Below are 24,271 nucleotides of genomic sequence, written 5' to 3' on the forward strand. Positions count from 1 at the left end.
GAAGTATCGCAAGAATATTCGTTTACGCTAAGACCTGTAGGGGCAGCAATCAGTCATTTAATCTAACAAAACTATTACGGCAGGCGGTAGCGTGGCTTAACGTTTTAAATTAGTTTTAGTGAGTGACTGCATAAGTTGCCCGGAGCGCGCGGAACTAATGACCAAACTGGCAGGACTGACACTCGCGGCGCTGTTGTCGCCTTCCGCCTTGGCGCTGAATGAAGAGACACAAGCCAAAGATGAAGGCATGCGACTCTAAGGTATTCGGAAGGCAGATGCCTCAATCCCTTATTTAGAACAGGCGGCTGAAAAAGGTGATGTCGAGGCGATGTATTACCTTGGTGAGACGGACCGTCGATTGGTTATGGGTGGTATGAATCAAGCCGCTCAACACGGCGGACCCTACGCTATGTTGCGCCTGTTTGATGGTAGAGCCTGCGAGTTGGAGGACGTCTGCCCGGAAAACGGCGACGACTGGCCCCAGGAGGCGGTTGAACTCACTTTGCCCGAGGCCGAAGCGGGTGATCCCGAAGCCATGGCTGCGCTTTACGATATTTATTACTACGTTAAAGAGCCCGATGAAGATGAGGCAATGAAGTGGCTACGGCGTGCCGCCGAGGCGGGCCATGTGGAGTCCATGCATTTGCTGGGTGAGATAGCCCGCAACGACGAAGGTTACGCCAACGATACCGAGCGTCTGGAAGCAGCAGAGGTATTGCTATAGAGCCGAATCATTAATCCGTCGCCGTAAGATGTATCCGGCTCGAACCTCTCGCCTGCCCTGCTGAATCTAACGGCAAAGCTTCTTAGCCTTAATACCCCTCCCTGACCAACCACGCTTTCAAAAAAGCAATTTCACTCTCCTGAGCAGCAATTATTTCCTCGGCCAGCTGGCGAATCTCTTCGTCTTCGCCGTATTCCAGTACAATTTCAGCCATGGCGATGGCGCCCTCGTGGTGGGGGATCATGCCTTGCGCGAAATCCACATCAGGGTTTCCTGTGAACGCCATTGCCATGTCTTCATGCATTCGATCACTGGCGGCTTGGTAGGCGGCTACAGCAGGGTTATCACCGTGGGAACCAGCAGTGGCACTGTGCTCGCCGTGGCTGCCATGGTGGTCATTTTGCTGGGCGATGGCAGACGGCGCTACCAGCACTCCGGCTACTACACATAGGCTTGCAGCCATTTTCAATGCAGAGAGTGGTCGGAAAGTGGACAACGGGCTGTTGGCATAAATTGGCATAGCAATGCTCGTATCGGCAATAGTGGTAATTAAAGTTTAAAACCTACTGGCAGCCCACAGGTCAAGATGTGCTAAGTGGGTTACCCTGTAAAGCATCACCGACACATTGCATTGGAGAGCACATGGATTGGAACCCGGCTTACAGCTGGCTGGTACTCGCCCTACTATTAAGCTTGGCAGAACTGACTTCTGGCGCGATGGTGCTGCTCGCGCTGGGTATTGCCGCGGCGTTAACGGCAGGCGGTTCTGCACTAGGATTAACGCTTCCCTGGCAACTGCTTAGCATGGCTATTTTTACCGGGGTACTGCTGCCGATATGTATTATGGTCATTCGTCCGCACTTCTCCCCCCGCGGCGTAGCTTATGGAACAACAGGTACGGGCGTGGAAAAAGGTAATCGCTACACCACTCTACGCCGCGATTTTGATGACGCTACAGGTATTAAAGTCAACGGCGATTTCTACCGTTTACGCGTACTTGAGAGCGGTAAAACCGAGCTACCTAGCGGTACCCCGGTCGTATTTAGACGTTTTGAAGGCACCACTGCGCTGGTCGCATTACATCAGCCCGCTGACATAACCCCTCAAGACAACAATTCCCAACGCAAGGAGCCCTAACAATGGATTTACCTATAAGCCCAGGTTTATTAATAAGCCTTATTATTGTTGTGATCGCCGTACTGATCATCTCTAAAGGCCTGATTATTATTCGCCAATCAGAAGTCATGGTGGTTGAGCGCCTTGGTTCGTTCCACCGCGTTTTAGAAAGCGGCATTAACATTATTATCCCGTTTATCGAACAACCCCGCGCGATCACCATGCTGCGTTATCGCAAAATGGGCGAGGACTACACCGCCATCACCTCAGACGAAACCCGTATCGACCGCCGCGAAACGGTGATGGATTTCCCCGGTCAGCCCGTGGTCACCACCGACAACGTCACCGTGCGTATCAACGGTGCGCTCTACTACCAAATCATCGACCCCAAGCGGGCCGTTTATGAAGTTGAGAATATGAGCCAGGCCGTCGAAGTACTGGCCAAAACCACGCTGCGTTCAGTGGTCGGCAAAATGGAGCTGGATAAACTGTTTGAGTCCCGCGCTGAAGTGAATAACGAGATTCAGGCCGCCATGGAAGAGCCTGCGTCTAAATGGGGGGTCAAAATCTCCCGCGTCGAAGTACAAGACATCGCCATGCCTGAAGAGGTAGAAACCGCTATGCGCCTGCAAATGGCCGCAGAGCGTAAGCGTCGTGCCACCGTGACCGAAGCCGAGGGTGAAAAATCAGCGGCAATTGCCATGGCCCAAGGCCAGCGTGAGTCTTCGATTCTTAACGCTCAAGGCGATAAAGAGTCGGCGATTCTGCGCGCCCAGGGTGAGCAGGAGTCGATTAAACTGGTGCTTAATGCGATTGGCGATAGTGAAGAGAATAAGCGCACCGTAGTGGGCTATCTGCTCGGTCAGAGCTATATCAAGGTATTACCCAATATGGCTAAAGATGGTGAGCGGGTATTCGTACCCTACGAGTCCTCTGCCCTGCTTGGCTCTATGGGTATGTTCCGGGAAATGGCAGGTTCACCCGAAGATACTGTGGCTAACCATCTTAAGAGCCGTAATCACGGTGACAGTGATTTTCGCAGTGGAATTGTAGGCGGCGCCGCTAGCGGTTACTAACCGAATCATCAAAACACAGGTTGCAAATGCGATAGACCGAGCCCCTAAAGGCTCGGTTTTTTTAATGCTGATTTAATTTCTCTATTAACCATAGTCAACCGTTGAAGAAACACTCATCACCTAAGCCAATTTTTAGCTAAACTAAAAACCACTGCCTAGATGCACGGGCATCATGCAGCATATCTCTTTGCTTGTGTCATTGGTTGATGCCTTAATCGGTGGAATGCAATATTGTTGGAAATCAGGACGTTCGCCATGCTGCTTCGTGGGTACGCCATTCGTTATGGCATTCTGCTCGTAATGGCATTTGCCATTCTGTTGTTTTCGCCAAGCGGCCTCCTCGCTGCTTCTCCGCCACAACCCCTGCAGAGCTGGGAGTATCGCTGGGGCGACTCTCCCTTCGATGCCGATAAGCGCCCTCAATGGCTGCAAAGCGGCTCAACAGGGTGGCAGTCGATTGATTCCCCTTCCAACCCACCTGGTCGCGAGGGGCACGAACACCTTTGGCTACGCACTACCGTGCCCACCGGTGATTGGAGCGATCCAGTGCTCTTTATCACCAGTATCAATTTGATTGGGCAAGTTTATCTAGGCGACGAACTCATCTATCAATATGGCCAATTTGATGATCAGGGCAGAGGTGATTTTGCAGGCTGGCCCTGGCACATGATCGAGCTACCAGAAAAGGCCGCCGGTCAGACGCTCAACTTTCGATTTTACTCTTACTACACCAGTATTGGCTTATGGGGCCAAGTCCAGGTAATGGAGCGCATCGAGGTCTTTAAGCAAGTTATCCATGACTCCGCTCAGGATCTCGGCGTGAGTGCCTTGGTTTTGGTACTCGCTATCTTGGCCACCATTTTCGCCATAATAGGCCCCGAACGTCGCGGTTTTGGGTCTATTGCGTTATTTGCCTACGCTTCAGGGCTGATGCTGCTTGCGGAGACGCCTGCCCGCCAATTTATTGCCGATAATCCATTGGCCTGGGACACACTCCGAGCGGGCAGCTACTACACACTGCCGGTGGCATTAGGGCTGTTGCTTAGCTACTGGCTGGAAGGGACCGCTAAGCGCTGGATAACGCACTTGTGGGTTATTCACTTGGTGTACTTGGTGTTGGCGATTGGCTTGGTTCAACTTGGGGTGGTGAGTCTTTCACTAACCTTCCCCGTATTTGATGTCATGCTTGCCTTAACGCTTCCCATGATGCTGGCGCTTGCACTCATGCGGTTTCAACGGCTCACCCTTGAACAACGGCTTTTAGTAGTGAGTTTTACTTTTTTTGCCCCGCTGCTGTTGGCTGATATGGTAGTCGCCCACGGTTTTGTGGGCTGGCGCAGTGTGCCCTTGAGCTACGGTACGCTGGCTTTTTCGTTAGCTAACGCGGCAATTTTTCTATGGCACTACCGGCATACACAGCAACAGCTTGCCATGGTCAATGAGACCCTAGAGCAACAGGTCGCCGCACGAACCGCCGATCTCGACCGGTTAGTTCAGGAACTGGAAGGACTCTCACGCAAAGACCCGTTAACAGGCTTGCACAACCGACGCCATTTCGACACGGCATTCGAGCACCAGTGTCAGCGAGTAAAGCAGCATGCCAGTCAACTGTCCGTGTTAATGCTGGATGTGGATCATTTTAAACAGATTAATGACGATTTTGGTCACGATGCTGGAGACGCTGTACTGGTCGAAATCGCCCTGTTACTGCGTCACCACCTGCGGGATCTGGACGTAATTTGTCGCTTTGGAGGTGAAGAGTTTGTTGCCTTGCTACCCACCACCTCTCGGATCGCTGCCGAATCTCGCGCAAAGGCGCTGCTAGAAACCATTGCTCATCAGGCATTTATCCATCAAGGCACCCCACTGCGGAAAATCACGCTCTCCTGTGGTGTCGCAACGTATCCCGATCACACTCAAGACCCTAAGAAACTGCTACGTCTTGCCGATGAAGCGCTTTATCAAGCCAAGCACAGCGGCCGTAACCGCTGTGTAATATGGGAAAAGACGCTAGAAGTGCAGGGATGTATGCTCGGTAGACAGCAACCGCAATAATGACTCATGGTGTTGGTTAATTAAGCCGACCCCGTCGCCAGAAAGTGATCGATAAACACAGCATAATCCTGCTCTGTGCAGTCGGCGTAAGCTACCGCCAGTGTCGACACTACCTCAACAAACAGGTCTTCACGCCCTTTTAATCGTTGGCAAACGGCCTTGGCAAAGCGTGTTGGGTCACCCTGGTTAAGCACCTGGGCACCGCGCAGGTGCTCACGGGCGAGAATTTCTCCCCACTGCTGGGCCAGTTTTCGATATGACTTATCGCCAGAGAGTTTATGGGTCGGAAAGTCTTTCTTGAACGGCGAGCGCTCACGCACCGAAAACACCTTTCCGTTCATGGTTAGCCAGCCAAGATAGACGTCTGGATGCTCGGCAATAGCGTGGAAAGCCGCCGCATGGCGGATGGCTTCGTTAGGAAACAACTTACGCCACGCCTGCTGCTGGTTTTTATCCATTAACCGAAACGCTTCCGGGGGAATCTGCTCTTTAACATCCAGAATGATGTCATCGTGCTCTTGCTCGACTCCGCCCTCAATCAAGACGTAATAGCGTTCCACGCCCAACGAACCAGTGCCTGCGTCCAAGCGTCGTACCGTATCTTTGACGCGAAAATGGTGGGGATCACTCTCTTTAATAGCGTGTTGCAGCGTTTGCTGATACTCCTGCTCAATCAGGCGGCGCAGTTGGCTGGCCACATCCGCCGGAAGGTTAGCGAGCTTGCCAGGCCGTTCGGCGAACTGGCGGCCTTTCTGCTCATCAAGGGACGTCCACTTTTCAAGCATGCGAGCACGGCTCTGCTTATCGGCCACTTTACTCATGAAGGGCTTTAGTGGGCCTTTGGCGCTATCAAGCGTCACGGCATGAACGGGTTTGCCGTCAACGTGGTTAGCCAGCGTTTGGTAATAGCCCTCTATTAACTTTTTAAGCGCTTTATCAATCGCTTTTGAATCCATCTCAGCGTTTTCGCGAGCATCTAACACGACGCTGATGGCCAGCCGCCACAGATCATATTGGTAATCGCCAATTAGCGCATCATCAAAGTCATCCATACCGTAGCGCACTTGATCATCATGGTGACCATAGGCGCCGAAGTTGTAGACGTGAGCATCCCCTTGTAGCCAGGTTTGGGTTTCCGGCCAGCCGCCGAACAGTGCAAAACGCCAATCGTGCCATACATCATTCCAGTACAGATGGTTACTACCTCGGTAAAAGCGGTAGGGCGACGCAGCCATTTTGGCGTACTTGGCTTGGCGGGTGGCCGTTGGCAAGGTGTTATTCGCCTGGTGAGTTGCCTCAATCACTCGCTGAGGGCGATTATGTCCAGTTAATGCATGACTCATCGAATTACCTTGTTTGATGCAGAGAAGCGGTTTGTTATAAAGGTAGCCGATAACCATGAATAGATTAAGTCAGCGGCTGACCGTGCACACCTATTGGCCCAAGCGAGTAAAGCCACGAGGGGCGGCAATACGAAAGAAACGCTCGACCACCTCGTCGTGGGTAGCCGGTGTCATCAACGAGACCGCCACAAACACCGGCAGATTAATCATCAATCCCCAGAAGCCCGCGTGAATACCCAGCGGATGCGGCCAAAGGGTCGTAAACGCCACGGTAATCAGAAATCCCGCCACGATACCGGCTATCACGCCCAAGCGAGAAGCCCGGGGCCAGAAGAACATGCCGATAAAGGCAGGCAGCACCTGGGAGGCAAACCCCAACCCCACCAACAGGATCATTACCAAACTGCCGGGTTCGGCAATCGCCAGCGGGGCTACGACTAAGAACATGATGGGCAGGATCAACAGCCGTGCGAGTTTACCGGTAACACCATTCGAGAGCTTTAACACTGGCTGAAGTACATCCTTGCTTAGCGATAGCGATACCGAATGAATAAACGGCTCGCTGGAAGACATTGAGGCCGCCAAGGTACCCGCGCCGAGCAATCCCACTAATACCACCGGCAAGTTCTGCATGGCGTATTCGAGTACAACGGTATCGGCCCGGGCCAGCTCAGGCAGCGAAAAAATGCCGATAAAGCCTACAACCACCATAGGCAAAATAACCACGTAATAAGTAGGCAGCCAAGTAGCGCTGCGGCGAATAGTGCGTGCTGAGGAAGCGCTCATCCACTGCGTCCACACCGGCGGCATAAACGAGAACATTGAAACGATGATTGAGGTCGTCCAGAAACTAAAGCTCATATCGCCCCCAGCTCCTGGCAGGGTGAGAAACTCGCTATGCTCGGCCTGAATACGCTCGAACACCCCGCCAAAACTTAAGCCGCCGGTAGCGCTGTGTACCGCCCAAAGGCCAACGGCCCAGGCCACGATCAGCATTAACACGCCCTGAAAGGCATTGGTGCGGCCAATCGCCCGCTGTCCACTGGCATAGAGGTAGACGGCAATACAGGCCAGCACCAGCACAACCCCCAACCAAATGGGAATCAAACCACCACTAATCACAAACAAAATATAAGCGGAGCCAATGGTTTGCAGTACCGCGTAGGCAATAGAGCCGATCGCCATCACGAGTGCCGCCAGAGCTCCCAGCGCAGGACTTTGATAGCGGTCAGCTATGGCGCTTGCCTGGGTCACGTGGCCAAACTGCTCGCCGAACTGCCACACCTTCGGCCCGAAGTACCACGCTATCAACGCCAGGTAAGCAAGGTAGATCGCTACATAAAATACCGCGACGCCTTTTGAATAAGCCCAACCGGGCGCTCCCATAAAGGTGTAAGCACTCACACTACCGGCGGCGATCAGCAGGTAGAGCGTTACCGGCCCCATGCTACGCCCCGCCACTCCCCACTCTTCCAAGTTATTCATAGAGCGGCCTCCCCTGGCGCGTAGGCCAATCGCCATCGCTATCGCGACATAGGCCAACGTAATCAGCAGTGGCCAAGGGCTATTCATGGTCGTCTCGCTCCACAATACGATTACCGATCAGCATCACCACTACGCAGGCAAAAATCACCAAGTAGCTCCACACCACTAACAATGGCAAACCGATCACCAAAGTTGCCCGGTTCACCCAACCAATCACCGGCCACGTACCCGCCAGCACCAGCGCCAAAAAAGCAATTAACAGCCCCCAGCCCGCCCAGGAGGTAGGCAGCACCAATAAACGTCGCATTACTGTTTCCCTTGGTAATTTGTTGAAAGCTTTTCGATAAAAGTTTTTTAATTAGAGAGCTAGTCAAGAAGGCTATTACGTCTAACCACCTCAGCCGCCCCGGCTTCGTCCAGCGCCGATAGAGCGAGATTCCCTACGAATGCCCACTAGCCCCGCGCAAAATCTGGCATCCTGAATCGCTTACGGTAAGCGCCTGGCGCAAGCCCGGTTGTGCGTTTAAACAAGCGCCGAAAGAAAGCCGCATCCTCATAACCCACCTGCCAACTGATGTTATCGATGCTGGCATCAGTACGCTCCAAGCGGCGTTTGGCATCCTCAACGCGTAAACGCTGGATGTAAACGATAGGCGTCAGACCGGTGCCGCTAGCAAATCGACGTTTGAAAGTGCGTTCGGCAAGTGAGGAGCGCTTGATCATCTCCTCCACAGGGTTAGCGACCGAAAAATGTGTGCACAGCCACTTTTGCGCGGCCTGAATATCGGCATCACCGTGGTCTGTTTTACCTTCGAAGATCATGTAGGGAGTAAGGCCATCCTGATGCCACTGCAGGGCGTAAAGGCGTGCGATTTCCTGCGCGGTGGTGGCACCGGCGTAGCGCGCAATAAGGTATAACGCTAAATCGTGCCAGCTGGTGGAGGCACCGGAACTGATCAATTCGTCACGCAAGCCAGCGATAACCAAGACACGCTCGGGGTGCGCCACCACCTCAGGATAGCAACTCGTAAACGCTTGGGCGTAGCCAAAATGCACCGTGGCATCACGGCCGTCGAAAAGGCCAGTCTCGGCTATCAGGAAAACACCAGAGCAGGCTGAGCACAGCACGGCGCCTTTATTGTGCATTTCTTGCAGCCATTCAACCAGGTGTGAATAACGCCCTTTCTCCCAACCAGACGCGCGCAGCAGTACCGAGGGAACGATCACGATATCGGTGGTGGCAATGCTCTCAATTGCTCGCTGAACGGTGATAGGTACGCCACTCGCCAGTGCAAGGGAGCCCTCGGCCTCGCCCACAATTTCAACATGAAAAGGTGCGGGAGCCCCCTCTGGCACAAGGTTCATCAACGAGGCAGCGTTCATCACATCGTAGATACCCGCCAGCGTAGAGATCACCGCATCAGGCAACGCCAGCAGGCTGACATGATAAGGAGTAGAGCCAAAGCTAGCGAGTGGTTGAGGCATGGCCTAGGTTTCCCAGCGCACAAAAACGTCGTGGCAGAAACGAACCGATTTAGGGTGATTCTGACTCTTATACCGAGAGGGCACCGCTGAGATTATGAATGCGGCCAGTTGTTACCTTCAACTGATACCCTCACACCACACAAGAGAAGCTTAGACCATGTGCGTAGCAACTATCGATCAAAACAAGTTGGAAACCTTTGTCATGCAGGCGGTGGGCGATCTGTCATCTGCTTATGGCGGTGTTATGGTCAGCCTGGGGAACAAGCTTGGGCTTTACAAAGCAATGGAGAGTGCAGGCCCCATTAGCGCTATAGAACTTGCCCAGCGCACCCACTGCGCTGAACGCTATGTCCGGGAGTGGTTAAACTCCCAAGCCGCGGGCGGCTATGTTGCCTACCATGCTATCAGCGATACCTACGAACTCCCTCCTGAACAGGCGATGGTGCTGGCAAATGAAGAGAGTCCAGTTTTCATACCCCCCGCATGGCAGGTGCCCGCCTCAATGTGGTTTGACGAAGAAAAAACTCTTGAGGCATTTCGCACTGGCACCGGCGTGGCATGGGGCGACCATGACAGCCGCCTTCAGTGCGGCGTCGCGGCCTTTTACCGTAACGGTTATCGCAGCAGCCTGGTACCTGAATGGCTGCCCGCCCTAGAAGGCGTCATTGACAAGCTTGAAGCCGGTATCACGGTTGCCGACGTTGGCTGTGGGTTTGGCCACTCCACGGTGCTAATGGCTAAGGCCTTTCCGAAATCGCGCTTTTACGGGTTTGATGCCCATGAACCTTCTGTTGGCGAAGCGAGCCGAAATGCCACCCATGCTGGCATCGCCGAGCGCGCACACTTTGAAGTGGCACGGGCGGACGATTATCCGAACAGGCAGTACGGGCTGATTTGCTTCTTCGACTGCCTGCACGATATGGGCGATCCAGTGGCAGCCGCGAACTATGCCGCCAAAGTGCTGGCTCCCGGCGGTACCGTGTTGTTAGTTGAGCCTTATGCGCAGGACCATCTTGAACACAACCTGTCGCTGGTAGCGAGAATGTATTACGCAGCGTCCACGACTATTTGTTGTGCTCATGCGATCTCGGAAGGTGGCAAGCAGGTCCTCGGCGCGCAAGCTGGCGAAGCACGCTTAGCAGCGGTGTTTCGTAAGGCGGGGTTCAGCCATTTCAGGCGCGCAGCTGAGACACCGTTTAATTTGATCCTTGAGGCGCGCCTTTAAGGGTAGAGAAGATAAATTGGCTGCGTAAAACGTTACATAGGGCGCTCCATTAGGAGCACCCTATTTTACAAGCAACACAGATTGAATATCAGATGGATACAGGCTTCATTTTCTCAGCCAGCTCATCGTCCAACTCATTGGCCCGCTTGGCGGCTGGCCTGCTTTCCATGCGCTCTATGTAATGCTTAAACACCTCGTTCGGCGGGATATTCTTCTGCATTGTCTCCCACCAGAGATAACTGCTAACCAATATATCTGCGGCAGTAAACTGATCGCCGCAGATATAGGTGTTTTCACTAAGGACTTTTTCAAGCGTATTGATACTGTCTTCCACTTGGCCACAACCGACAGCCTGTGCGTTGCTGCTGTCGATTTTCCAATCGTAGGCCATAGCACTGGTGGCCATTTCGAACGGTCCCGCCATAAAAAACAACCAGCGATAGTAGGCTCCGCGTTCGGGAGATTGCGGGGGCGGTGACAGCTTTTTATCTGGGAACTGATCTGCCAGGTACGCACAAATAGCCGCCACTTCCGTCACCACAGTATTGCCATGCTTAATGGCAGGCACTTTCCCCATGGGGTTGATGGCCAAGTAGTCCTCGGCTTTCATCTCTGAGCCGTACTCCAGCCCCTTTACCGAATAGGGTATGCCGACTTCTTCCAGCATCCAGCGCACAATTCGCCCACGGGACATCGGATGAGTGTAAAACGTTAGCTCTGACATATTAGGCTCCTTTTTCAGTCAATTTTCCGGTGACATCAGGTACTACCAGGTCAGATTAGTTTGTTAATAGGCGAAAATCCGTCCTAAATAAACGCAACAATGCACTTTTTCTGCAAAACTTCAAAAATAACCTCGAGAGGAAGGTGGCAATGGCAGGACCCACGACGCGTGTGCTTGCTGTGCTTGAGTTGCTACAGGCTAATGGCCAGATGGACGGAGCAGACTTGGCTGAACGCCTGGGCGTGGATCGGCGCACTATAAGGCGTTACATTACCGCGCTGGAGGATATGGGTGTGCCGATAGTGACCGAGCAGGGGCGCTACGGCGGCTATCGACTGGTGGCTGGCTTCAAGCTGCCCCCCATGATGTTTACCGACGAAGAAGCTTTCGCCGTTTCTCTAGGCTTATTGGCCGCCAGCCAACTGGGACTGACGAATGCAGCGCCTGCCATCGCCAGCGTGCAAGCGAAGCTCGAGCGGGTGATGCCTGCGAATTTAAAAAGACAAGTACGTAGTATCAGTGAGACCACTCAGGTGTTCTTACCCCGGCGTGAACCCAGCCGTGATGACCGTGCACATGAAACACTGACCAAAGCCACTGAAGCTGCACGAAGCGTAGGGCTCACCTACCACTCCCCGCAGTATGGTTCGATTAAACGTCAGGTCGACCCCTACGGGCTAGTTTTCCAACAAGGCCGATGGTATGCCGTTGGTTTTTGCCATCTGAGGGGCGCCATGCGCTCGTTTAGGCTGGACCGTATCAGCGGCATTCACCTACTAGCCGACACCTTTATACGCCCCACCCACTTCGATGCAGCCGAGTTTTTAAGCGAAAGCCTTATGTCATGGGGCCCAACTCATGAAGTATCACTGGTGCTGCACACCGACCATGATTCGGCCGCTTACTTTGAGAACCAATTTTTCTGTACGGGTAAGTTCGAGCAGGTTGAAGGTGGACTACTGCTAAATACCCGAACCGACAGCTTCGAGTGGTTTGCCTATTGGCTGGCACAGCTCCCGTTTCGTTTTACCATCCTCAAGCCAGATGGTCTCAAAGAGGCACTACGTGAGCACGCCAACCAGTTAATAGCCAGTTGCGGGCACTCCTCATCACAACCAATTGATATGCCCTGATCCTGGCTAAAACCTTGGTGATAGGATGGGCAAACAGTGCTATTCGACTGACGCCAAGATAGGACTTCTTCGCCTCATAGATGCTAGTGTGTTAATCAAACAACTTCGAATACAGACTAACGAATGCAACCTTCTTTGAGACGCGCACACCGTCTTGCATTGGCGACGATTACCCCGCGAATTTTTGCCTTTTGCCATACCTTCGGGCTAACCGTATGGATCGCCGTCGTAGAAGGCAGCGGCTGGACGCTTATTCTGCCTGGGATTTTGCTGCTGCTATGGCCCGGAGTCGCCTATGCGCTTGCGGCAAACGCTCAGAACTCCAAGCGTGCCGAGTTCAGGAACCTCCTCTTCGACAGCCTGTTGTTTGGTTTTTGGTGTAGCGTACTGGATTTTTACGTTTTGGCCACCATCACCATCGGGCTTGCCTGTTTGATGAACAATTTAGTGGTCGGCGGACTGGGAAAGATGCTTGTTTCAGCTGTACTTTTTATCATCGCGGCCATGATTGGAAGTGTCCTAACAGGATTCACTTTTCGCCCCTATGTGAGCAACAATTTAGACATCTACCAATGGGCGGGGGCAGTGGTCTATTTTCTAACCATCGGTCGCGTAACTTACAGTCAGAATCGTCAGATCGGCCACAGCATTAGCGAGATTAAGTTTCAGAACCGAGTCTTTCACGCCCTACTTGATCTAGGAGCAGTCGCAAATCGCGCGACCAATATCCATTCCCTGCTGGATGACTCTTTAAACCACCTACATACTCATTTCCCCGACTACGGCTTTGCCGTTTTTCTCCTGGAACGGCAACGCTCTGAAGTAACACGCTACGCGGCTGTTGCGGGGCTAAGCCCAAAGGATGAACAACGCCTAAAGCCCCTATTGTCCAGCGTTCATGAGCAAAGAGAGCATCCGGTCAAACTGCCACAAACAGAGCAAGGTGAGAATCTATATATTACGCCCATGGGGGGCCGTTTAAGCTTGTACGAAGGTTGGCTGTTCTTGCAAGCTCCCAACCGAGACGATGGCTTGGAGCAAATACTGTCGCTATTTGCCGACCAACTGGCGACCGCTACCGAAAATAAATTGCTGCATTTGGAACTGAAGAAAACCGCTGAGCGTGACGGGCTCACTGGCCTTTATAATCGAGGCTTCTTGGAATCTGCACTGCAGATGAGCATTCAGGGCAAAGCACAGACGCCAAGCCTGGATTTTGCTGTACTGATGATGGATGTCGACAGACTCAAGGAAGTGAACGACCAATATGGCCATGTCGCAGGCGACCAACTAATTGCCAGCGTTGCCCAGTACCTGCAACTTCATTGCAGAGGCAGTGACGTACTGGCACGCTACGGTGGCGACGAATTCGTCATTCTGTTTCCCTCTGCCGATCTGACAGCAGCCAAGCGGATGGCCAGTCTGATCAGGGAAAATCTGCCCGACCAGCGCTGCATCATCGACACTGCTAGCGGCGAACGCGAAGAACTGGCGCTTCATGTAAGCTTGGGATTCGCCAGCTCCAGCGAAGCGCCTGCCCCGCAGGTGTTTGCTCTGGCAGATGAGCGCATGTACGAAGACAAAAGTCATCGCCGCAAACCAAATACAGGTGAGCCAGGCACAACGAGCAAGCCCTCCTTATAGAAGTTTTCTCATCAACCACTGTCCAGCGGTTGCCCCCACTTATCACCATGCACGAGTTCACTTAATGGCAGACGGGAGCGCCAGCCTTTGGCTTCAAGCTCCGGCTGATCTAAAAACTCGCTCACATAGCCAAGGCAGAGATACGCCAGCGGATAAACGTGCTCAGGCAGGTTCAGCGCTGTACTTAGCTGCTCCTGGTCGAGAATGCTCACCCAACCAACGCCGATGCCTTCCACTCGTGCTGCCAGCCAGAGGTTTTGCACTGCTAAACAGGTGCTGAAAAGGTCGGTATCGACAATGCTATTGCGGCCCAGCACATGGGGGCCGCCCCGGCTTCGGTCGCAGGTAATGCAGAGATTAAGCGGGCTTTCCATAATCCCTTGCAGCTTAAGGCTGCGATAATGCGCTTGGAGCTCGCCTTCAAAGCGCTTGGCGGCTTTCTGGTTCTCCTGCTCGAACATCGCCAGCACCGTTTCCCTGACGTCGCGGCTTTCAATCACGATGAAATCCCAGGGCTGCATAAACCCCACCGAGGGCGCATGGTGTGCAGCCTCCAGCAGGCGGGTCAGCACTTCAGGGGGAATCCGGTCAGGTAGAAACTGCGAGCGCACATCGCGCCGCTCAAAGATGGCGCGGTAGAGCCCACGCCGCTCAGCATCGGAAAAACGGTGGTTCGAGGTGGTCATTGCGCTGCTCGGGCCTTTTGCTGATCAATTGTGTCGACAGTGAAGAGTCTACACGAGCTCAGCCCAGCCGCCATCGCAGCGGGGCAGTCTGTCTTAAAATGCCGTCATCGTCCCAGTCACCCCATCCTGTAAAGGGGATTGGCAGTTCGCTATCCAAGTTCCTCAGACGAGATGACCAGGCCGCTTTGCAGTCCTCTAGGTGACCAATGATGTTAGCCTCCGCTTGATAGCGAATACCGCCCCCCTGAATGCCGTAGCTCACCTGAGGCGCTAACACGTCAAAGCCAACGTAGTATAACGATGCGTGCATGGGCCAAAGCCAGTGCACCATATTGCCGGCACGGCCAAAAGGCTGAAACGCCTTCTCCGGCGAGCCCGTGGTGACTGATAGCATCGCCTGCTTACCGCGATAGTAGCCCTGGTCGTAACGCATACGGCTTGTGTAGCGCCCGCCATACACCAACACCCGATCAAACCAGCCTTTTAGAATGGCAGGCTGGCCGTGCCACCATAAAGGGAACTGGAAGATCACCAAGTCAGCCCACTCAAGCCGCGCCAACTCCCGCTGAACGTCCTGCGGTAATGTGTTTTGCTGGAAGTGAGCGCGCTGCTCATTGAGGGGATAAAAGTAGTCCACATCAACGGCTTGATGCGGATAGTGCGCAGCACGCTCCACCGGATCAAACTGCTCTGCATAGAGATCATCCACCTCGACTGTATGCCCCGCGTCCACAAGCTGTTTTACCGCCACATCCACTAAGCCACTATTAAACGACCTGCGTTCTGGATGAGCCAGGACGATCAACACATTCATACTGCGCCTCCCCTATCGATTGGTTTGATGACAGGCTAACCTGTTCATATATGTCATAACACTGGCTAAAAATGAGAACCTGGCTTGCATGAATGAACAGCAGATAAGATGGGACGACGTACAAATTGTGCTAGCGATTGCCCAGGCGGGCTCGCTATCCGGTGCCAGCCGAGCGCTGCGTATCAGCCATGCGACTGTCTTTAGACGTTTAAGTGAGATGGAGCGAGGACTTGGCGTGAGCCTTTTTGAGCGCAGCCGCACAGGCTATACGCCTACCTTGGCAGGGGACGATCTGGCGGCTTCAGCCAGGCGCGTACAGAGCGAAATCAACAGCGCTGAGCGGCGCATTATTGGGCAGGATTTAACCCTCACCGGTAGCCTGCGCATCACCACCACCGACACACTTTTCGCGGGGCTGCTTTCGCCGCTACTGGCAGGCTTTCGCCAGCGCTATCCGGATATCACGCTGGAAGTGGTTATCTCCAATCAGTTGCAGAGCCTGTCGCGACGGGAGGCCGATATAGCAATCAGGCCTACTCGTAAACCACCCGAAACCCTGGTCGGTCGCAAGATAAGCGATATCACTCAGGCAATTTATGGACAAAAAACGCTTTGGCAAAACACTCCTCTGCCGCTAGAGCCATCGTCACTGCCATCAGAAAGTTGGATCGGACCAGACATTCACCTGGGCGACGCAACGCTTGAAAAGTGGATGATGGATAAAAACGCCGCCTACCGGCTGGATAGCATGCTGGGCATGCAATCAGCAGTGCGCCATGGGGCAGGTATTGCGGTGCTGCCCTGTTACCTCGGCGATGGAGATAAAGCACTGTTACGCCTAAGCAATCCTATTGAGGAATTAACCACTCAACTCTGGCTGCTCACCCACCCGGATCTGCGCCATGTGGCCAGAGTACGCGCGTTTATGGAGGCGATGACGGAGGGCATTCGCAGATAGTGATCGCTCCTCCGATGTTAAATACGCAAATTAATATAGTGGCTCGCATGCCGTTTCGGGCCATCCCCCTAGTGCTCAAACCCCGCTAAAAACTGCTTTAGCAGATCATCAAGCTGCGCCTGCTGCTCTTTACTCAGGCCACTCACCAGCTGCGCCTGGGTTTCTACATGGGCGGCCACCGCTTCGTCGATTAAATCGAACCCACGTTGGGAAAGAGAGATTAAAAAACCGCGACCATCATTGGGGTTTTTGACCCGCTCAATCAACCCCGCCTTTTCCAGCTGATTGATACGGTGAGTCATGGTGCCCGAGGTCACCATGGTGGATGCCATCAAATCCCCCGGCGATAGCGCGTAAGGCTCCCCTTCTCGGCGAAGAGTCGCCAGAACGTCAAAGCTGGCGTCCGTCAGGCCGTATTCCGCCCAGGTCTTCTCCATTGCGCGCATTAAAGTGTGGTTCAGCCGTTTGACCCGCCCGATGGTACCCATCGGCACAACGTCAAGATCAGGCCTTTCCTGCCGCCACTGTTTGAGAATGTTGTCTACATGATCCATAGCAGTATTCTGCGCCTAATTAGCTTGACGTCAAGATTAACCACACATACCTTGATATCAAGATATTTTCAAAAACGGTACGAATGAGAACTTCGCCAATGACGTTATCAAGCACTGCCCGCACAACACACTCACGCAAAAGCGCTTGGCTTGCCCCACTGGTATACCTGCTAGCCGGTGGCGCCTTGCTGGGTCTATCGACTAATTTGGCGAAACTTGCCGGTGATATTCAACTGTCAGCGCTCGCTTTTCTGTTCTGGTCGATTTCAGGGGCGGCACTCATTTTGCTGGTTCTTGCCGCCTTCCGCCGTAATCTACCGCCAGTTAACCGTCGCACCGTTGAGTATTACGCTATGTCAGGGCTGCTGGGAGTGGCGGGGGCCAACTTACTGTTTTTTTCTGCCATCCCCCATGTAGGTGCTGGGTTCGTGGCATTAATTATCACCCTGCCACCGCTACTCACCTACGTCGGCGCACTAGCGTTAAACATGGAGCGGTTCCAGGTGTTGCGTGCGGTAGGGGTAATATCAGCTCTAGTGGGGGCCGTTACCCTGGCCTTCCATAAGCTTTCTGCTCCGGATGCCGATTATCTCTGGATTCTCCTCGCTTTAATCGGCCCGGTACTGCTGGCCATCGGCAATCTTTACAGAACCTTGCGCTGGCCAGAAGGCGTATCCAGCGATGCGCTGGCGCCGGGGATGCTCATCGCCGCCGCCGTCATTCTACTCAGCGTGGGTTTTCTGCCGGGCTTCTCACTGAACGTTTCAACGGACCGCTCTCTGCCAATCATGCTGATTGCCGTTCAAGCAATGGTCTTTGCAGGCCAGTTCTTGCTGCTCTTCCTATTGCAAAAAAGTGGCGGCCCGGTGTTTCTGAGTCTACTGGGTTCCGTCGGCGCCGTGGTGGGCATCCCCGTCGCCATACTACTGCAGGGAGAAACCGCCCCCGAGGGCTTACTACTAGGCACCCTATTCATTGGTGTCGGCATTGCCCTGCTGAATATTGGCAAAGCCAAACAATATCCAAATACACCAGTCCAAAAAGGGGGATAAAAATCAAGGTAGTGCGCCGCATAGAGGCGTTCAGAAGAAGCCTTTAACCGAACCTGATTTCATTATTGGTTGAAGCCAGGGTTAAAGAATACACCGCTCCATATAGTGAGTATTATCTTCTGTTTTACAAATGCGAAAACCCATACGCTCATATAATGCTATTGCGGGATTTATACAAAATACGCGTAGCCGAAGTAAGTGAATGCCCGCTTGTTGAGCAATTTCTTCCGTGTATCGAATTGCCGCTGTACCGAAGCCATTGCGCTGCCATTTTTGATCGATCTGTAGTTCCCGAATATAGTAAGCGCTTTCATCGTGATTTAAGCACAGCAGCCCCACTCGTGACGCGTTTATAACCAGCTCGTAGCTGTCTAACTCACCCCACTGTTTAGCAAACAGGGCGGTATCCCAGCGCATATCCAGCTGCTTGTAGTAGGCTGACATATTCTGAAGAATTATGTTTTCCGCAAACGCCTTGTCATTAGTAGGCTGAATAATAGGCGTCATATACATACTCTCAGTGCTGCGTTCAGACACTTTCTCCAATAAGCGCTTTATCGGCTTCCGCTATTTCATACTGATTAAACACCAGAACGCCATGTTCGCGGAGCAGCGCGGCTGTCACTCCCATACCGGGTACTTTTTGACCAGAGAAACTGCCGTCATAGATAGAGGAGCTTCCGCATGAAGGGCTGAAGTCAGCCAGCACTGCGACGCTGATATCGAATTTATGGCACAGGCTCAAGGCGATAGAGGCACCTGCTAAAAACTCATTGGTTACCTTGCCTCCCTCTTTTTCGATAACATCGACCTCACCATTTAATACGCTCTCACCGCTGCCGTTGAAAATCTCTGCGGGGGGTCTGGGAATACTCATCCCCGCCTCAACCTCTGGGCAGACAGAAACGATTCGACCTTCCAAACGCCACCGCTCAACAATTTGGTCAGCCACGACAAGGGTTCCACCATCATAGCGGACCTTTTTCCCCCGCAGGCAGGCGCTCATTAATACTTTTCTCAAATCACCGATCTCCAATACGGCGGTTAACGTAAAAATGTAACTTCGACTTAATCCCCTTGATAGACGACACCCACCTCGTTTCAACCAATTGTCATGGGCCCGACTCCCTTCATCTTAGGCTAAGCCGACTTTTCTGCTTCTAGGAAGGGCTACAACTTGTCTATCTTTAATACCAATACGAACACATTATGAGGCTATAGAAATTCGATATTGAGTCACTCCACTAACTGTACGGTTATTTGGATTTCGACACTGTATAAGCACACTGTTTGGTCAAGTAATTGATACACCTCCCTAACGGTATTCGAGTTTCTCCGTGTTTTGAAAGCATCCATTGGTTGACCTCTGTCAATTTAATTCATGACAAAGCAACTACGCTGAGAATACACCCAGTGTGGAGAAATCACGTGAAAGATGAAAAACTCCCTCCGTCGAATCCTGAAGAGGATCTAGCAACACGATTCCCTACAGCCTACTCCATTCTCTTTCTATTAATCATTCTCGTAGCAGCGCTGACCTGGATCATTCCTGCAGGGCAATACGAACGCTCGATGAATGAAGAGGTCGGGCGCGAAGTTGCGGTACCCGGCACCTATGAAACCGTCGACTCAAACCCCCAGGGCTTTGTGGACGTTATGCTAGCCCCCACAGCGGGCTTTTATGACCCCGAAAGCTATGCCGCCAACGCCATTGACGTCGCCTTGTTTGTATTGTTTTTGGGTGGCTTTCTCGGAGTTATCAATGCCACTGGCGCAATTGATACGGGGATCCGCAACGTGATGCATCGGCTTGAGGGTCGAGAGATCTGGATGATACCCATCCTGATGACGCTGTTTGCCCTCGGTGGCACAACCTACGGGATGGCGGAAGAAACCCTGGCATTTTATGCCATTCTGATCCCGATCATCATCGCCGCGGGCTACGATGCTGTAACCGGAGTAGCAGTGATCCTGATCGGCGCCGGAATCGGCGTACTGGGCTCTACCATTAATCCCTTTGCTACAGTCATCGCCTCCAACGCAGCGAATATCCCCTTTACCGACGGTATTGTACTGCGGCTGGTACTACTGATCGGCGGCCTGATGATTTGCGCTGGCTACGTGATGCGTTACGCCAAACGGGTCAAGGCGGATCCTACCCGCTCCGTTGTCGCCAAACAAAGAGATGCTCACCGTAAACTCTTTCTTCAGGGGCATGATGAACTGGAAAATTTTGATCTTTCCGGTACCCAGAAAATTACTCTAATCATTTTTGCTCTGACCTTTATCGTGATGATCTGGGGCGTCTCGTCCCAAGGTTGGTGGATGGCCAAGATGGGCTCACTTTTCTTTGGCTCGGCTATCCTGGTGGGTCTTGTTGCTCGTTTGGGGGAGAAAAAACTGACCGGCAGCTTTGTCGACGGCGCTCGAGACCTCCTGGGCGTGGCCCTGGTCGTTGGTCTGGCCCGTGGCATCGTGGTGATCATGGAGCAAGGGATGATTGCCGATTCCATCCTGCATAGTGCCGAAAGCACGCTGGGTGGATTGCCAGAACTGGCCTTTATCAACCTAATGTTCTGGATTGAGGTAGGAATGAGCTTCTTCGTGCCCTCCTCATCAGGCCTTGCGGTACTTTCCATGCCTATTTTGGCGCCCTTGGGCGACTTCGCTAACGTGGGGCGTGACCTAGTGGTGACCGCTTACCAGTCGGCCAACGGCCTAGTCAACCTGATCAACCCGACCTTTGCCGTGGTAGTTGGGGGTCTGGCCATAGGTCGCGTCTCCTATGATCGATGGCTCATATTTATCTGGCCCCTGCTACTGATTCTGACTGTTTTTATTAGTGTTGTAATCAGCATTGGCGCGTTTCTTTAACCCACCGGCAAATGAGGATAAGACATGACAGAACATACGCTTGGTGTCCACTCCGAAACTGGCACCCTGCGGCAGGTGATTGTCTGCCGCCCGGGGCTTGCCCATCGGAGGCTGACACCGTCGAACTGCGATGCACTGCTTTTTGATGACGTGTTCTGGGTCAAGCAAGCCCAGAAAGATCACGACGTATTCGCCGGGCTCATGCGTGCCCGGGGCGTGGACGTACTGGACGTGAACGAACTGCTGGCAGAGACCCTTGATATCCCCGAGGCACGGGCCTGGATTCTGGACAACCGGATCACCTGGAACCATATCGGGGTGGGCATGGTGTCAGACCTTCGCGCCTGGATGGACGAGCTACCGGGCCAGACCCTGGCGGAGTTCCTGATCGGCGGGCTGGAAGTCGGCGACCTGCCGTTCGACCCTGTCGGGTTGTTTGGTAATCACCTGGGGCCATACGGATTCGTGCTGCCGCCGCTGCCAAACTTCCTGTTTACCCGGGACAACAGCGCCTGGATCTATGGCGGGGTCACCCTGAACCCGATGTACTGGGCAGCGCGCAAACCGGAGACGCTACTGATGAGCGCGATTTACCGGTTCCATCCGAAGTTCACCGGCAAGGTCAATGTGCATTGGGGCGACCCTCTTGAGGACCATGCGCTGGCGACCCTGGAAGGGGGCGACATCATGCCGGTAGGCAACGGCGCGATTTTAGTAGGCATGGGAGAGCGTTCCTCTCCCCAGGCCATCGGACAATTGGCTAAAGCTCTGTTCGACAGCGGCACCGCAGAACGAGTGATCGCCTGCCAGATACCCAAATCCCGTTCCGCAATGCACCTGGATACCGTATTTACCTTTTGTGGAGGCAACGTGGTGACCACCTTCAAGGAGGTGGCCGATGAAATGGTGTGTTACGACCTGCGTCCGGGAGAGGGGGACAAACATCTGTCATTTTACCAAGACCCCCGGCCGCTGTTTGAAGTGGTGGCGGACGTGCTTGGTTACCCCTCCCTGGAAGTGGTTGCCACCGGCGGCGACACCCCTGCTGAGCGGGAACGGGAACAGTGGAACGATGGAAATAACGTACTGGCATTGAGCCCTGGTGTCGTTATTGGTTACGACCGCAACGACGACACCAATGCCGCCCTGGAAGCGGCCGGAATCGAGGTGCTAGCTATTCCGGGAGCCGAACTTGGCCGAGGCAGAGGGGGTGGTCGCTGCATGAGTTGCCCTACGGTACGCGACGCAATCTGACAAGGAAGGAGCAAAACCATGGCTTTTAATCTCAAGAACCGGCATTTCCTGACCCTTAGAGACTTTACTCCCCGGGAAATCAGCTTTTTGCTCAAACTTTCCGCCGACCTGAAAACCGCCAAATACACCGGCACTGAAGTGCCACAGTTACAGGGCAAGGACATAGCGTTGATCTTCGAGAAGAACTCCACCCGAACGAGAGTGGGGTTTGAAGTTGCGGCGTTTGATCAGGGCGCCCGTGTAACCTACCTGGGCCCGACGGGCACTCATATCGGCCACAAGGAATCGGTGAAGGATACCGCCCGTGTGCTTGGCCGTGTATATGACGCCATTGAATACCGGGGCTTTGGGCAGACGATCGTTGAAGAACTGGCACAGTATGCCGGCGTGCCGGTTTACAACGGGCTGACCAACGAATTCCACCCTACTCAGATTCTGGCGGATTTCCTGACCATGCAGGAAAACGTTGAAAAGCCGCTGCGGGACGTGGCATTTGTGTTCATTGGGGATGCCGCCAATAACATGGGTGACAGCCTATTGATCGGCGGTGCCAAGATGGGAATGGATGTGCGTTTGTGTGCTCCCAAAGCCTGTTGGCCTAGCGAGGCGATTCAGAAGGAAGCCCAGAGCATTGCCAGTGACACCGGCGCGCGAATCATGATCACGGAAGACATTGACGCCGCCATGGCAGGCGTGGATTTTGTCTACACTGACGTGTGGGTGTCCATGGGTGAGCCCAAGGAGAAATGGGCGGAGCGAATCAAACTGTTGCAGCCCTACCAGGTCAATGCAGCACTGATGAAGAAAACCGGCAATCCGAGAACAAGGTTCATGCATTGCTTGCCGGCGTTTCACAATACCGAAACCACCGTTGGCAAGGAGATGCAGGCAGAATTTGGCATTGATGCCATGGAAGTCACCGACGATGTCTTCGAGAGCCCCGCCTCTATCGTATTTGACCAGGCGGAGAACCGGATGCACACCATCAAAGCGGTGCTCGTTGCCACCCTCGGAAGCTAATAGGGGAGCCTGATATGAGGAACCTGAAATGCTTGTAGTAGCTGCTCTTGGAGGTAATGCACTGTTGCGGCGCGGTGAACCCCTGACAGCCGATGCCCAGCGCGCCAACGTGAAAATTGCCGCGGAATCACTGGCCAAAATTGTCCGGGCTGGCCACCAGCTGGTTGTCACCCATGGCAACGGCCCACAAGTAGGCCTGCTGGCACTACAGGGTGCGGCTTACAAGCCAGATGAGGCTTATCCACTGGATGTGTTAGGTGCTGAAACTGAAGGGATGATTGGCTATATTATCGAGCAAGAGCTGGAAAATGCCCTGGACCATGATCGGCCCGTGGCAACTTTGTTAACTCAGGTACTGGTAGACAAGGACGATCCTGCCTTTAGCAACCCCACGAAATTTGTCGGGCCGGTTTATGAGAAGGAGGAGGCAGAGGCCCGAGCCAAAACTGCTGGCTGGCAGATCGCCCAGGACGGCGACAAGTGGCGAAGGGTAGTGCCATCGCCCAAACCTCTGGAAATCCCCGACATGCGAGTGATCAAACTGCTGCTGGATCAGGGCGTAGTTGTGATCTGTGCCGGAGGTGGGGGCATCCCTATTCTTCGCCGGGACGATGGCAGCATGATAGGTGTCGAAGCCGTGATCGACAAAGACGCCTCCAGCGCGCTACTGGCACGCCAACTGGGCGCGGATGCTTTACTGCTTCTCACAGATGTGAAGGCTATCTACCATGATTTCGGAAAAGACACTGCCAAGCCCATTCACATGCTGACCGTTAACGAAACAAAAGGACTTAACCTGCCCGCTGGTTCCATGGGACCAAAAATGGCCGCAGCGGGTAACTTTGCAGAAAGCGGTGGTATCAGTGGTATCGGCCGACTCGAGGATGCACTGGCTATTCTAAAACAGCAGGCAGGTACTTGTATTACTAGTTAGTACTTTTGTTGCGGATGTCTGACCTGAATGGTTCGGTGACTAACGAAGAGCGAACCCGCGACAGCTGGAGCACCAAAATAAATTAATATTTGCTTACACCCTCATCATACTAAGG

The 24,271-nt window shown here is 53.5% G+C and carries 24 protein-coding genes; 13 read left to right on the forward strand and 11 right to left on the reverse strand.

Features of this window, described 5'->3' with window-relative positions; genetic code table 11:
- Nucleotides 1–373 precede the first annotated feature (373 nt).
- Complete coding sequence (locus KUC_RS12200; protein ID WP_141243480.1) at nucleotides 374–724, forward strand: SEL1-like repeat protein; 351 nt, start codon at nucleotides 374–376, stop codon at nucleotides 722–724.
- Between the two features lie 88 nt (nucleotides 725–812).
- On the opposite strand, the gene copM is transcribed toward KUC_RS12200, so the two are convergent.
- Nucleotides 813–1,244: a CopM family metallochaperone gene (copM, locus tag KUC_RS12205; protein ID WP_141243479.1), complete on the reverse strand. Its 432-nt coding sequence runs from the start codon at nucleotides 1,242–1,244 to the stop codon at nucleotides 813–815.
- A gap of 122 nt (nucleotides 1,245–1,366) precedes the next feature.
- Between copM and KUC_RS12210 the strand changes: the two genes are divergently transcribed.
- The 3 genes from KUC_RS12210 to KUC_RS12220 all read left to right on the forward strand — a co-directional run bounded on the left by KUC_RS12210 (nucleotide 1,367) and on the right by KUC_RS12220 (nucleotide 4,971).
- On the forward strand, nucleotides 1,367–1,861 hold the full coding sequence (locus KUC_RS12210; protein WP_007113509.1) for an NfeD family protein: 495 nt from the start codon (nucleotides 1,367–1,369) through the stop codon (nucleotides 1,859–1,861).
- Between the two features lie 2 nt (nucleotides 1,862–1,863).
- Complete coding sequence (locus KUC_RS12215; RefSeq protein ID WP_007113510.1) at nucleotides 1,864–2,916, forward strand: SPFH domain-containing protein; 1,053 nt, start codon at nucleotides 1,864–1,866, stop codon at nucleotides 2,914–2,916.
- A gap of 255 nt (nucleotides 2,917–3,171) precedes the next feature.
- Nucleotides 3,172–4,971, forward strand: a complete 1,800-nt coding sequence (locus KUC_RS12220) for a GGDEF domain-containing protein (RefSeq protein ID WP_007113511.1) — start codon at nucleotides 3,172–3,174, stop codon at nucleotides 4,969–4,971.
- A gap of 20 nt (nucleotides 4,972–4,991) precedes the next feature.
- Here the strand turns inward: KUC_RS12220 and KUC_RS12225 are convergent, their stop codons facing one another.
- From KUC_RS12225 to KUC_RS12240, 4 genes are all read right to left on the reverse strand, one after another.
- A complete protein-coding gene (locus KUC_RS12225; protein WP_040481056.1) occupies nucleotides 4,992–6,314 on the reverse strand; it encodes a DUF2252 domain-containing protein in 1,323 nt (440 codons plus the stop codon).
- Between the two features lie 90 nt (nucleotides 6,315–6,404).
- Entirely contained in the window at nucleotides 6,405–7,886 is a 1,482-nt protein-coding gene (locus KUC_RS12230) for a sodium:solute symporter family protein (RefSeq protein WP_007113513.1), read from the reverse strand.
- Nucleotides 7,879–8,106, reverse strand: coding sequence for a hypothetical protein (locus tag KUC_RS12235; protein WP_007113514.1), 228 nt, complete (start codon nucleotides 8,104–8,106; stop codon nucleotides 7,879–7,881). Before KUC_RS12235 ends, KUC_RS12230 begins: the two co-directional genes overlap by 8 nt.
- Nucleotides 8,107–8,252: 146 nt before the next feature.
- Complete coding sequence (locus tag KUC_RS12240) at nucleotides 8,253–9,284, reverse strand: GlxA family transcriptional regulator (protein WP_007113515.1); 1,032 nt, start codon at nucleotides 9,282–9,284, stop codon at nucleotides 8,253–8,255.
- Nucleotides 9,285–9,441: 157 nt separating this feature from the next.
- Here KUC_RS12240 and KUC_RS12245 point away from each other — a divergent pair, with 157 nt between their 5' ends.
- Nucleotides 9,442–10,509: a class I SAM-dependent methyltransferase gene (locus KUC_RS12245; RefSeq protein WP_007113516.1), complete on the forward strand. Its 1,068-nt coding sequence runs from the start codon at nucleotides 9,442–9,444 to the stop codon at nucleotides 10,507–10,509.
- Between the two features lie 88 nt (nucleotides 10,510–10,597).
- On the opposite strand, the gene KUC_RS12250 is transcribed toward KUC_RS12245, so the two are convergent.
- Nucleotides 10,598–11,233 (reverse strand): glutathione S-transferase family protein, encoded by a 636-nt coding sequence (locus KUC_RS12250; protein WP_040480789.1) that lies wholly within the window; start codon nucleotides 11,231–11,233, stop codon nucleotides 10,598–10,600.
- Nucleotides 11,234–11,382: 149 nt separating this feature from the next.
- Between KUC_RS12250 and KUC_RS12255 the strand changes: the two genes are divergently transcribed.
- Both KUC_RS12255 and KUC_RS12260 read left to right on the forward strand, forming a co-directional pair.
- The gene (locus KUC_RS12255; protein ID WP_040480790.1) at nucleotides 11,383–12,366 is read left to right on the forward strand and encodes a helix-turn-helix transcriptional regulator; all 984 of its coding nucleotides are present in this window, start codon (nucleotides 11,383–11,385) and stop codon (nucleotides 12,364–12,366) included.
- A gap of 123 nt (nucleotides 12,367–12,489) precedes the next feature.
- Complete coding sequence (locus tag KUC_RS12260) at nucleotides 12,490–14,010, forward strand: sensor domain-containing diguanylate cyclase (protein ID WP_050804854.1); 1,521 nt, start codon at nucleotides 12,490–12,492, stop codon at nucleotides 14,008–14,010.
- 11 nt (nucleotides 14,011–14,021) lie between these two features.
- On the opposite strand, the gene bluB is transcribed toward KUC_RS12260, so the two are convergent.
- Together bluB and KUC_RS12270 are read right to left on the reverse strand one after the other, a co-directional pair.
- On the reverse strand, nucleotides 14,022–14,696 hold the full coding sequence (gene bluB, locus KUC_RS12265; RefSeq protein ID WP_007113520.1) for a 5,6-dimethylbenzimidazole synthase: 675 nt from the start codon (nucleotides 14,694–14,696) through the stop codon (nucleotides 14,022–14,024).
- Nucleotides 14,697–14,754: 58 nt separating this feature from the next.
- Entirely contained in the window at nucleotides 14,755–15,510 is a 756-nt protein-coding gene (locus tag KUC_RS12270) for an NAD(P)H-dependent oxidoreductase (RefSeq protein ID WP_007113521.1), read from the reverse strand.
- 88 nt (nucleotides 15,511–15,598) lie between these two features.
- Between KUC_RS12270 and KUC_RS12275 the strand changes: the two genes are divergently transcribed.
- Complete coding sequence (locus tag KUC_RS12275) at nucleotides 15,599–16,468, forward strand: LysR family transcriptional regulator (RefSeq protein ID WP_007113522.1); 870 nt, start codon at nucleotides 15,599–15,601, stop codon at nucleotides 16,466–16,468.
- Nucleotides 16,469–16,536: 68 nt separating this feature from the next.
- Here KUC_RS12275 and KUC_RS12280 read toward each other — a convergent pair whose 3' ends face one another.
- Entirely contained in the window at nucleotides 16,537–17,022 is a 486-nt protein-coding gene (locus KUC_RS12280; protein WP_007113523.1) for a MarR family winged helix-turn-helix transcriptional regulator, read from the reverse strand.
- Nucleotides 17,023–17,120: 98 nt separating this feature from the next.
- On the opposite strand from KUC_RS12280, the gene KUC_RS12285 reads away from it, so the two are divergent.
- Nucleotides 17,121–18,074 (forward strand): DMT family transporter, encoded by a 954-nt coding sequence (locus KUC_RS12285; RefSeq protein ID WP_007113524.1) that lies wholly within the window; start codon nucleotides 17,121–17,123, stop codon nucleotides 18,072–18,074.
- An 81-nt stretch (nucleotides 18,075–18,155) separates the two neighbouring features.
- Here the strand turns inward: KUC_RS12285 and KUC_RS12290 are convergent, their stop codons facing one another.
- Complete coding sequence (locus tag KUC_RS12290; protein WP_040481060.1) at nucleotides 18,156–18,581, reverse strand: GNAT family N-acetyltransferase; 426 nt, start codon at nucleotides 18,579–18,581, stop codon at nucleotides 18,156–18,158.
- A gap of 22 nt (nucleotides 18,582–18,603) precedes the next feature.
- Nucleotides 18,604–19,110, reverse strand: a complete 507-nt coding sequence (locus tag KUC_RS12295; RefSeq protein ID WP_007113526.1) for a 2-thiouracil desulfurase family protein — start codon at nucleotides 19,108–19,110, stop codon at nucleotides 18,604–18,606.
- Nucleotides 19,111–19,502: 392 nt separating this feature from the next.
- Between KUC_RS12295 and KUC_RS12300 the strand changes: the two genes are divergently transcribed.
- The 4 genes from KUC_RS12300 to arcC are packed head-to-tail and all read left to right on the forward strand — an operon-like array spanning nucleotide 19,503 to nucleotide 24,156.
- Nucleotides 19,503–20,948, forward strand: a complete 1,446-nt coding sequence (locus KUC_RS12300) for a YfcC family protein (RefSeq protein ID WP_007113527.1) — start codon at nucleotides 19,503–19,505, stop codon at nucleotides 20,946–20,948.
- Between the two features lie 24 nt (nucleotides 20,949–20,972).
- Nucleotides 20,973–22,202: an arginine deiminase gene (locus KUC_RS12305; RefSeq protein WP_007113528.1), complete on the forward strand. Its 1,230-nt coding sequence runs from the start codon at nucleotides 20,973–20,975 to the stop codon at nucleotides 22,200–22,202.
- An 18-nt stretch (nucleotides 22,203–22,220) separates the two neighbouring features.
- Nucleotides 22,221–23,222: an ornithine carbamoyltransferase gene (argF, locus tag KUC_RS12310; RefSeq protein ID WP_007113529.1), complete on the forward strand. Its 1,002-nt coding sequence runs from the start codon at nucleotides 22,221–22,223 to the stop codon at nucleotides 23,220–23,222.
- Between the two features lie 28 nt (nucleotides 23,223–23,250).
- The gene (gene arcC / locus KUC_RS12315; protein WP_007113530.1) at nucleotides 23,251–24,156 is read left to right on the forward strand and encodes a carbamate kinase; all 906 of its coding nucleotides are present in this window, start codon (nucleotides 23,251–23,253) and stop codon (nucleotides 24,154–24,156) included.
- Nucleotides 24,157–24,271 lie beyond the last annotated feature (115 nt).

The organism is Vreelandella boliviensis LC1, from assembly GCF_000236035.1.
Taxonomy (GTDB): domain Bacteria; phylum Pseudomonadota; class Gammaproteobacteria; order Pseudomonadales; family Halomonadaceae; genus Vreelandella; species Vreelandella boliviensis.

Coding starts and splice junctions, on each gene's coding strand:
- KUC_RS12275 (WP_007113522.1), top strand. CDS start 15,599: ATGAATGAACAGCAGATAAGATGGGACGACGTACAAATTGTGCTAGCG.
- KUC_RS12240 (WP_007113515.1), bottom strand. CDS start 9,284: ATGCCTCAACCACTCGCTAGCTTTGGCTCTACTCCTTATCATGTCAGC.
- KUC_RS12225 (WP_040481056.1), bottom strand. CDS start 6,314: ATGAGTCATGCATTAACTGGACATAATCGCCCTCAGCGAGTGATTGAG.
- KUC_RS12280 (WP_007113523.1), bottom strand. CDS start 17,022: ATGGATCATGTAGACAACATTCTCAAACAGTGGCGGCAGGAAAGGCCT.
- KUC_RS12260 (WP_050804854.1), top strand. CDS start 12,490: ATGCAACCTTCTTTGAGACGCGCACACCGTCTTGCATTGGCGACGATT.
- argF (WP_007113529.1), top strand. CDS start 22,221: ATGGCTTTTAATCTCAAGAACCGGCATTTCCTGACCCTTAGAGACTTT.
- copM (WP_141243479.1), bottom strand. CDS start 1,244: ATGCCAATTTATGCCAACAGCCCGTTGTCCACTTTCCGACCACTCTCT.
- arcC (WP_007113530.1), top strand. CDS start 23,251: ATGCTTGTAGTAGCTGCTCTTGGAGGTAATGCACTGTTGCGGCGCGGT.
- KUC_RS12305 (WP_007113528.1), top strand. CDS start 20,973: ATGACAGAACATACGCTTGGTGTCCACTCCGAAACTGGCACCCTGCGG.
- KUC_RS12270 (WP_007113521.1), bottom strand. CDS start 15,510: ATGAATGTGTTGATCGTCCTGGCTCATCCAGAACGCAGGTCGTTTAAT.
- KUC_RS12210 (WP_007113509.1), top strand. CDS start 1,367: ATGGATTGGAACCCGGCTTACAGCTGGCTGGTACTCGCCCTACTATTA.
- KUC_RS12200 (WP_141243480.1), top strand. CDS start 374: ATGAATCAAGCCGCTCAACACGGCGGACCCTACGCTATGTTGCGCCTG.
- KUC_RS12285 (WP_007113524.1), top strand. CDS start 17,121: ATGACGTTATCAAGCACTGCCCGCACAACACACTCACGCAAAAGCGCT.
- KUC_RS12220 (WP_007113511.1), top strand. CDS start 3,172: ATGCTGCTTCGTGGGTACGCCATTCGTTATGGCATTCTGCTCGTAATG.
- KUC_RS12230 (WP_007113513.1), bottom strand. CDS start 7,886: ATGAATAGCCCTTGGCCACTGCTGATTACGTTGGCCTATGTCGCGATA.
- KUC_RS12290 (WP_040481060.1), bottom strand. CDS start 18,581: ATGACGCCTATTATTCAGCCTACTAATGACAAGGCGTTTGCGGAAAAC.
- KUC_RS12255 (WP_040480790.1), top strand. CDS start 11,383: ATGGCAGGACCCACGACGCGTGTGCTTGCTGTGCTTGAGTTGCTACAG.
- KUC_RS12245 (WP_007113516.1), top strand. CDS start 9,442: ATGTGCGTAGCAACTATCGATCAAAACAAGTTGGAAACCTTTGTCATG.
- KUC_RS12250 (WP_040480789.1), bottom strand. CDS start 11,233: ATGTCAGAGCTAACGTTTTACACTCATCCGATGTCCCGTGGGCGAATT.
- KUC_RS12235 (WP_007113514.1), bottom strand. CDS start 8,106: ATGCGACGTTTATTGGTGCTGCCTACCTCCTGGGCGGGCTGGGGGCTG.
- bluB (WP_007113520.1), bottom strand. CDS start 14,696: ATGACCACCTCGAACCACCGTTTTTCCGATGCTGAGCGGCGTGGGCTC.
- KUC_RS12215 (WP_007113510.1), top strand. CDS start 1,864: ATGGATTTACCTATAAGCCCAGGTTTATTAATAAGCCTTATTATTGTT.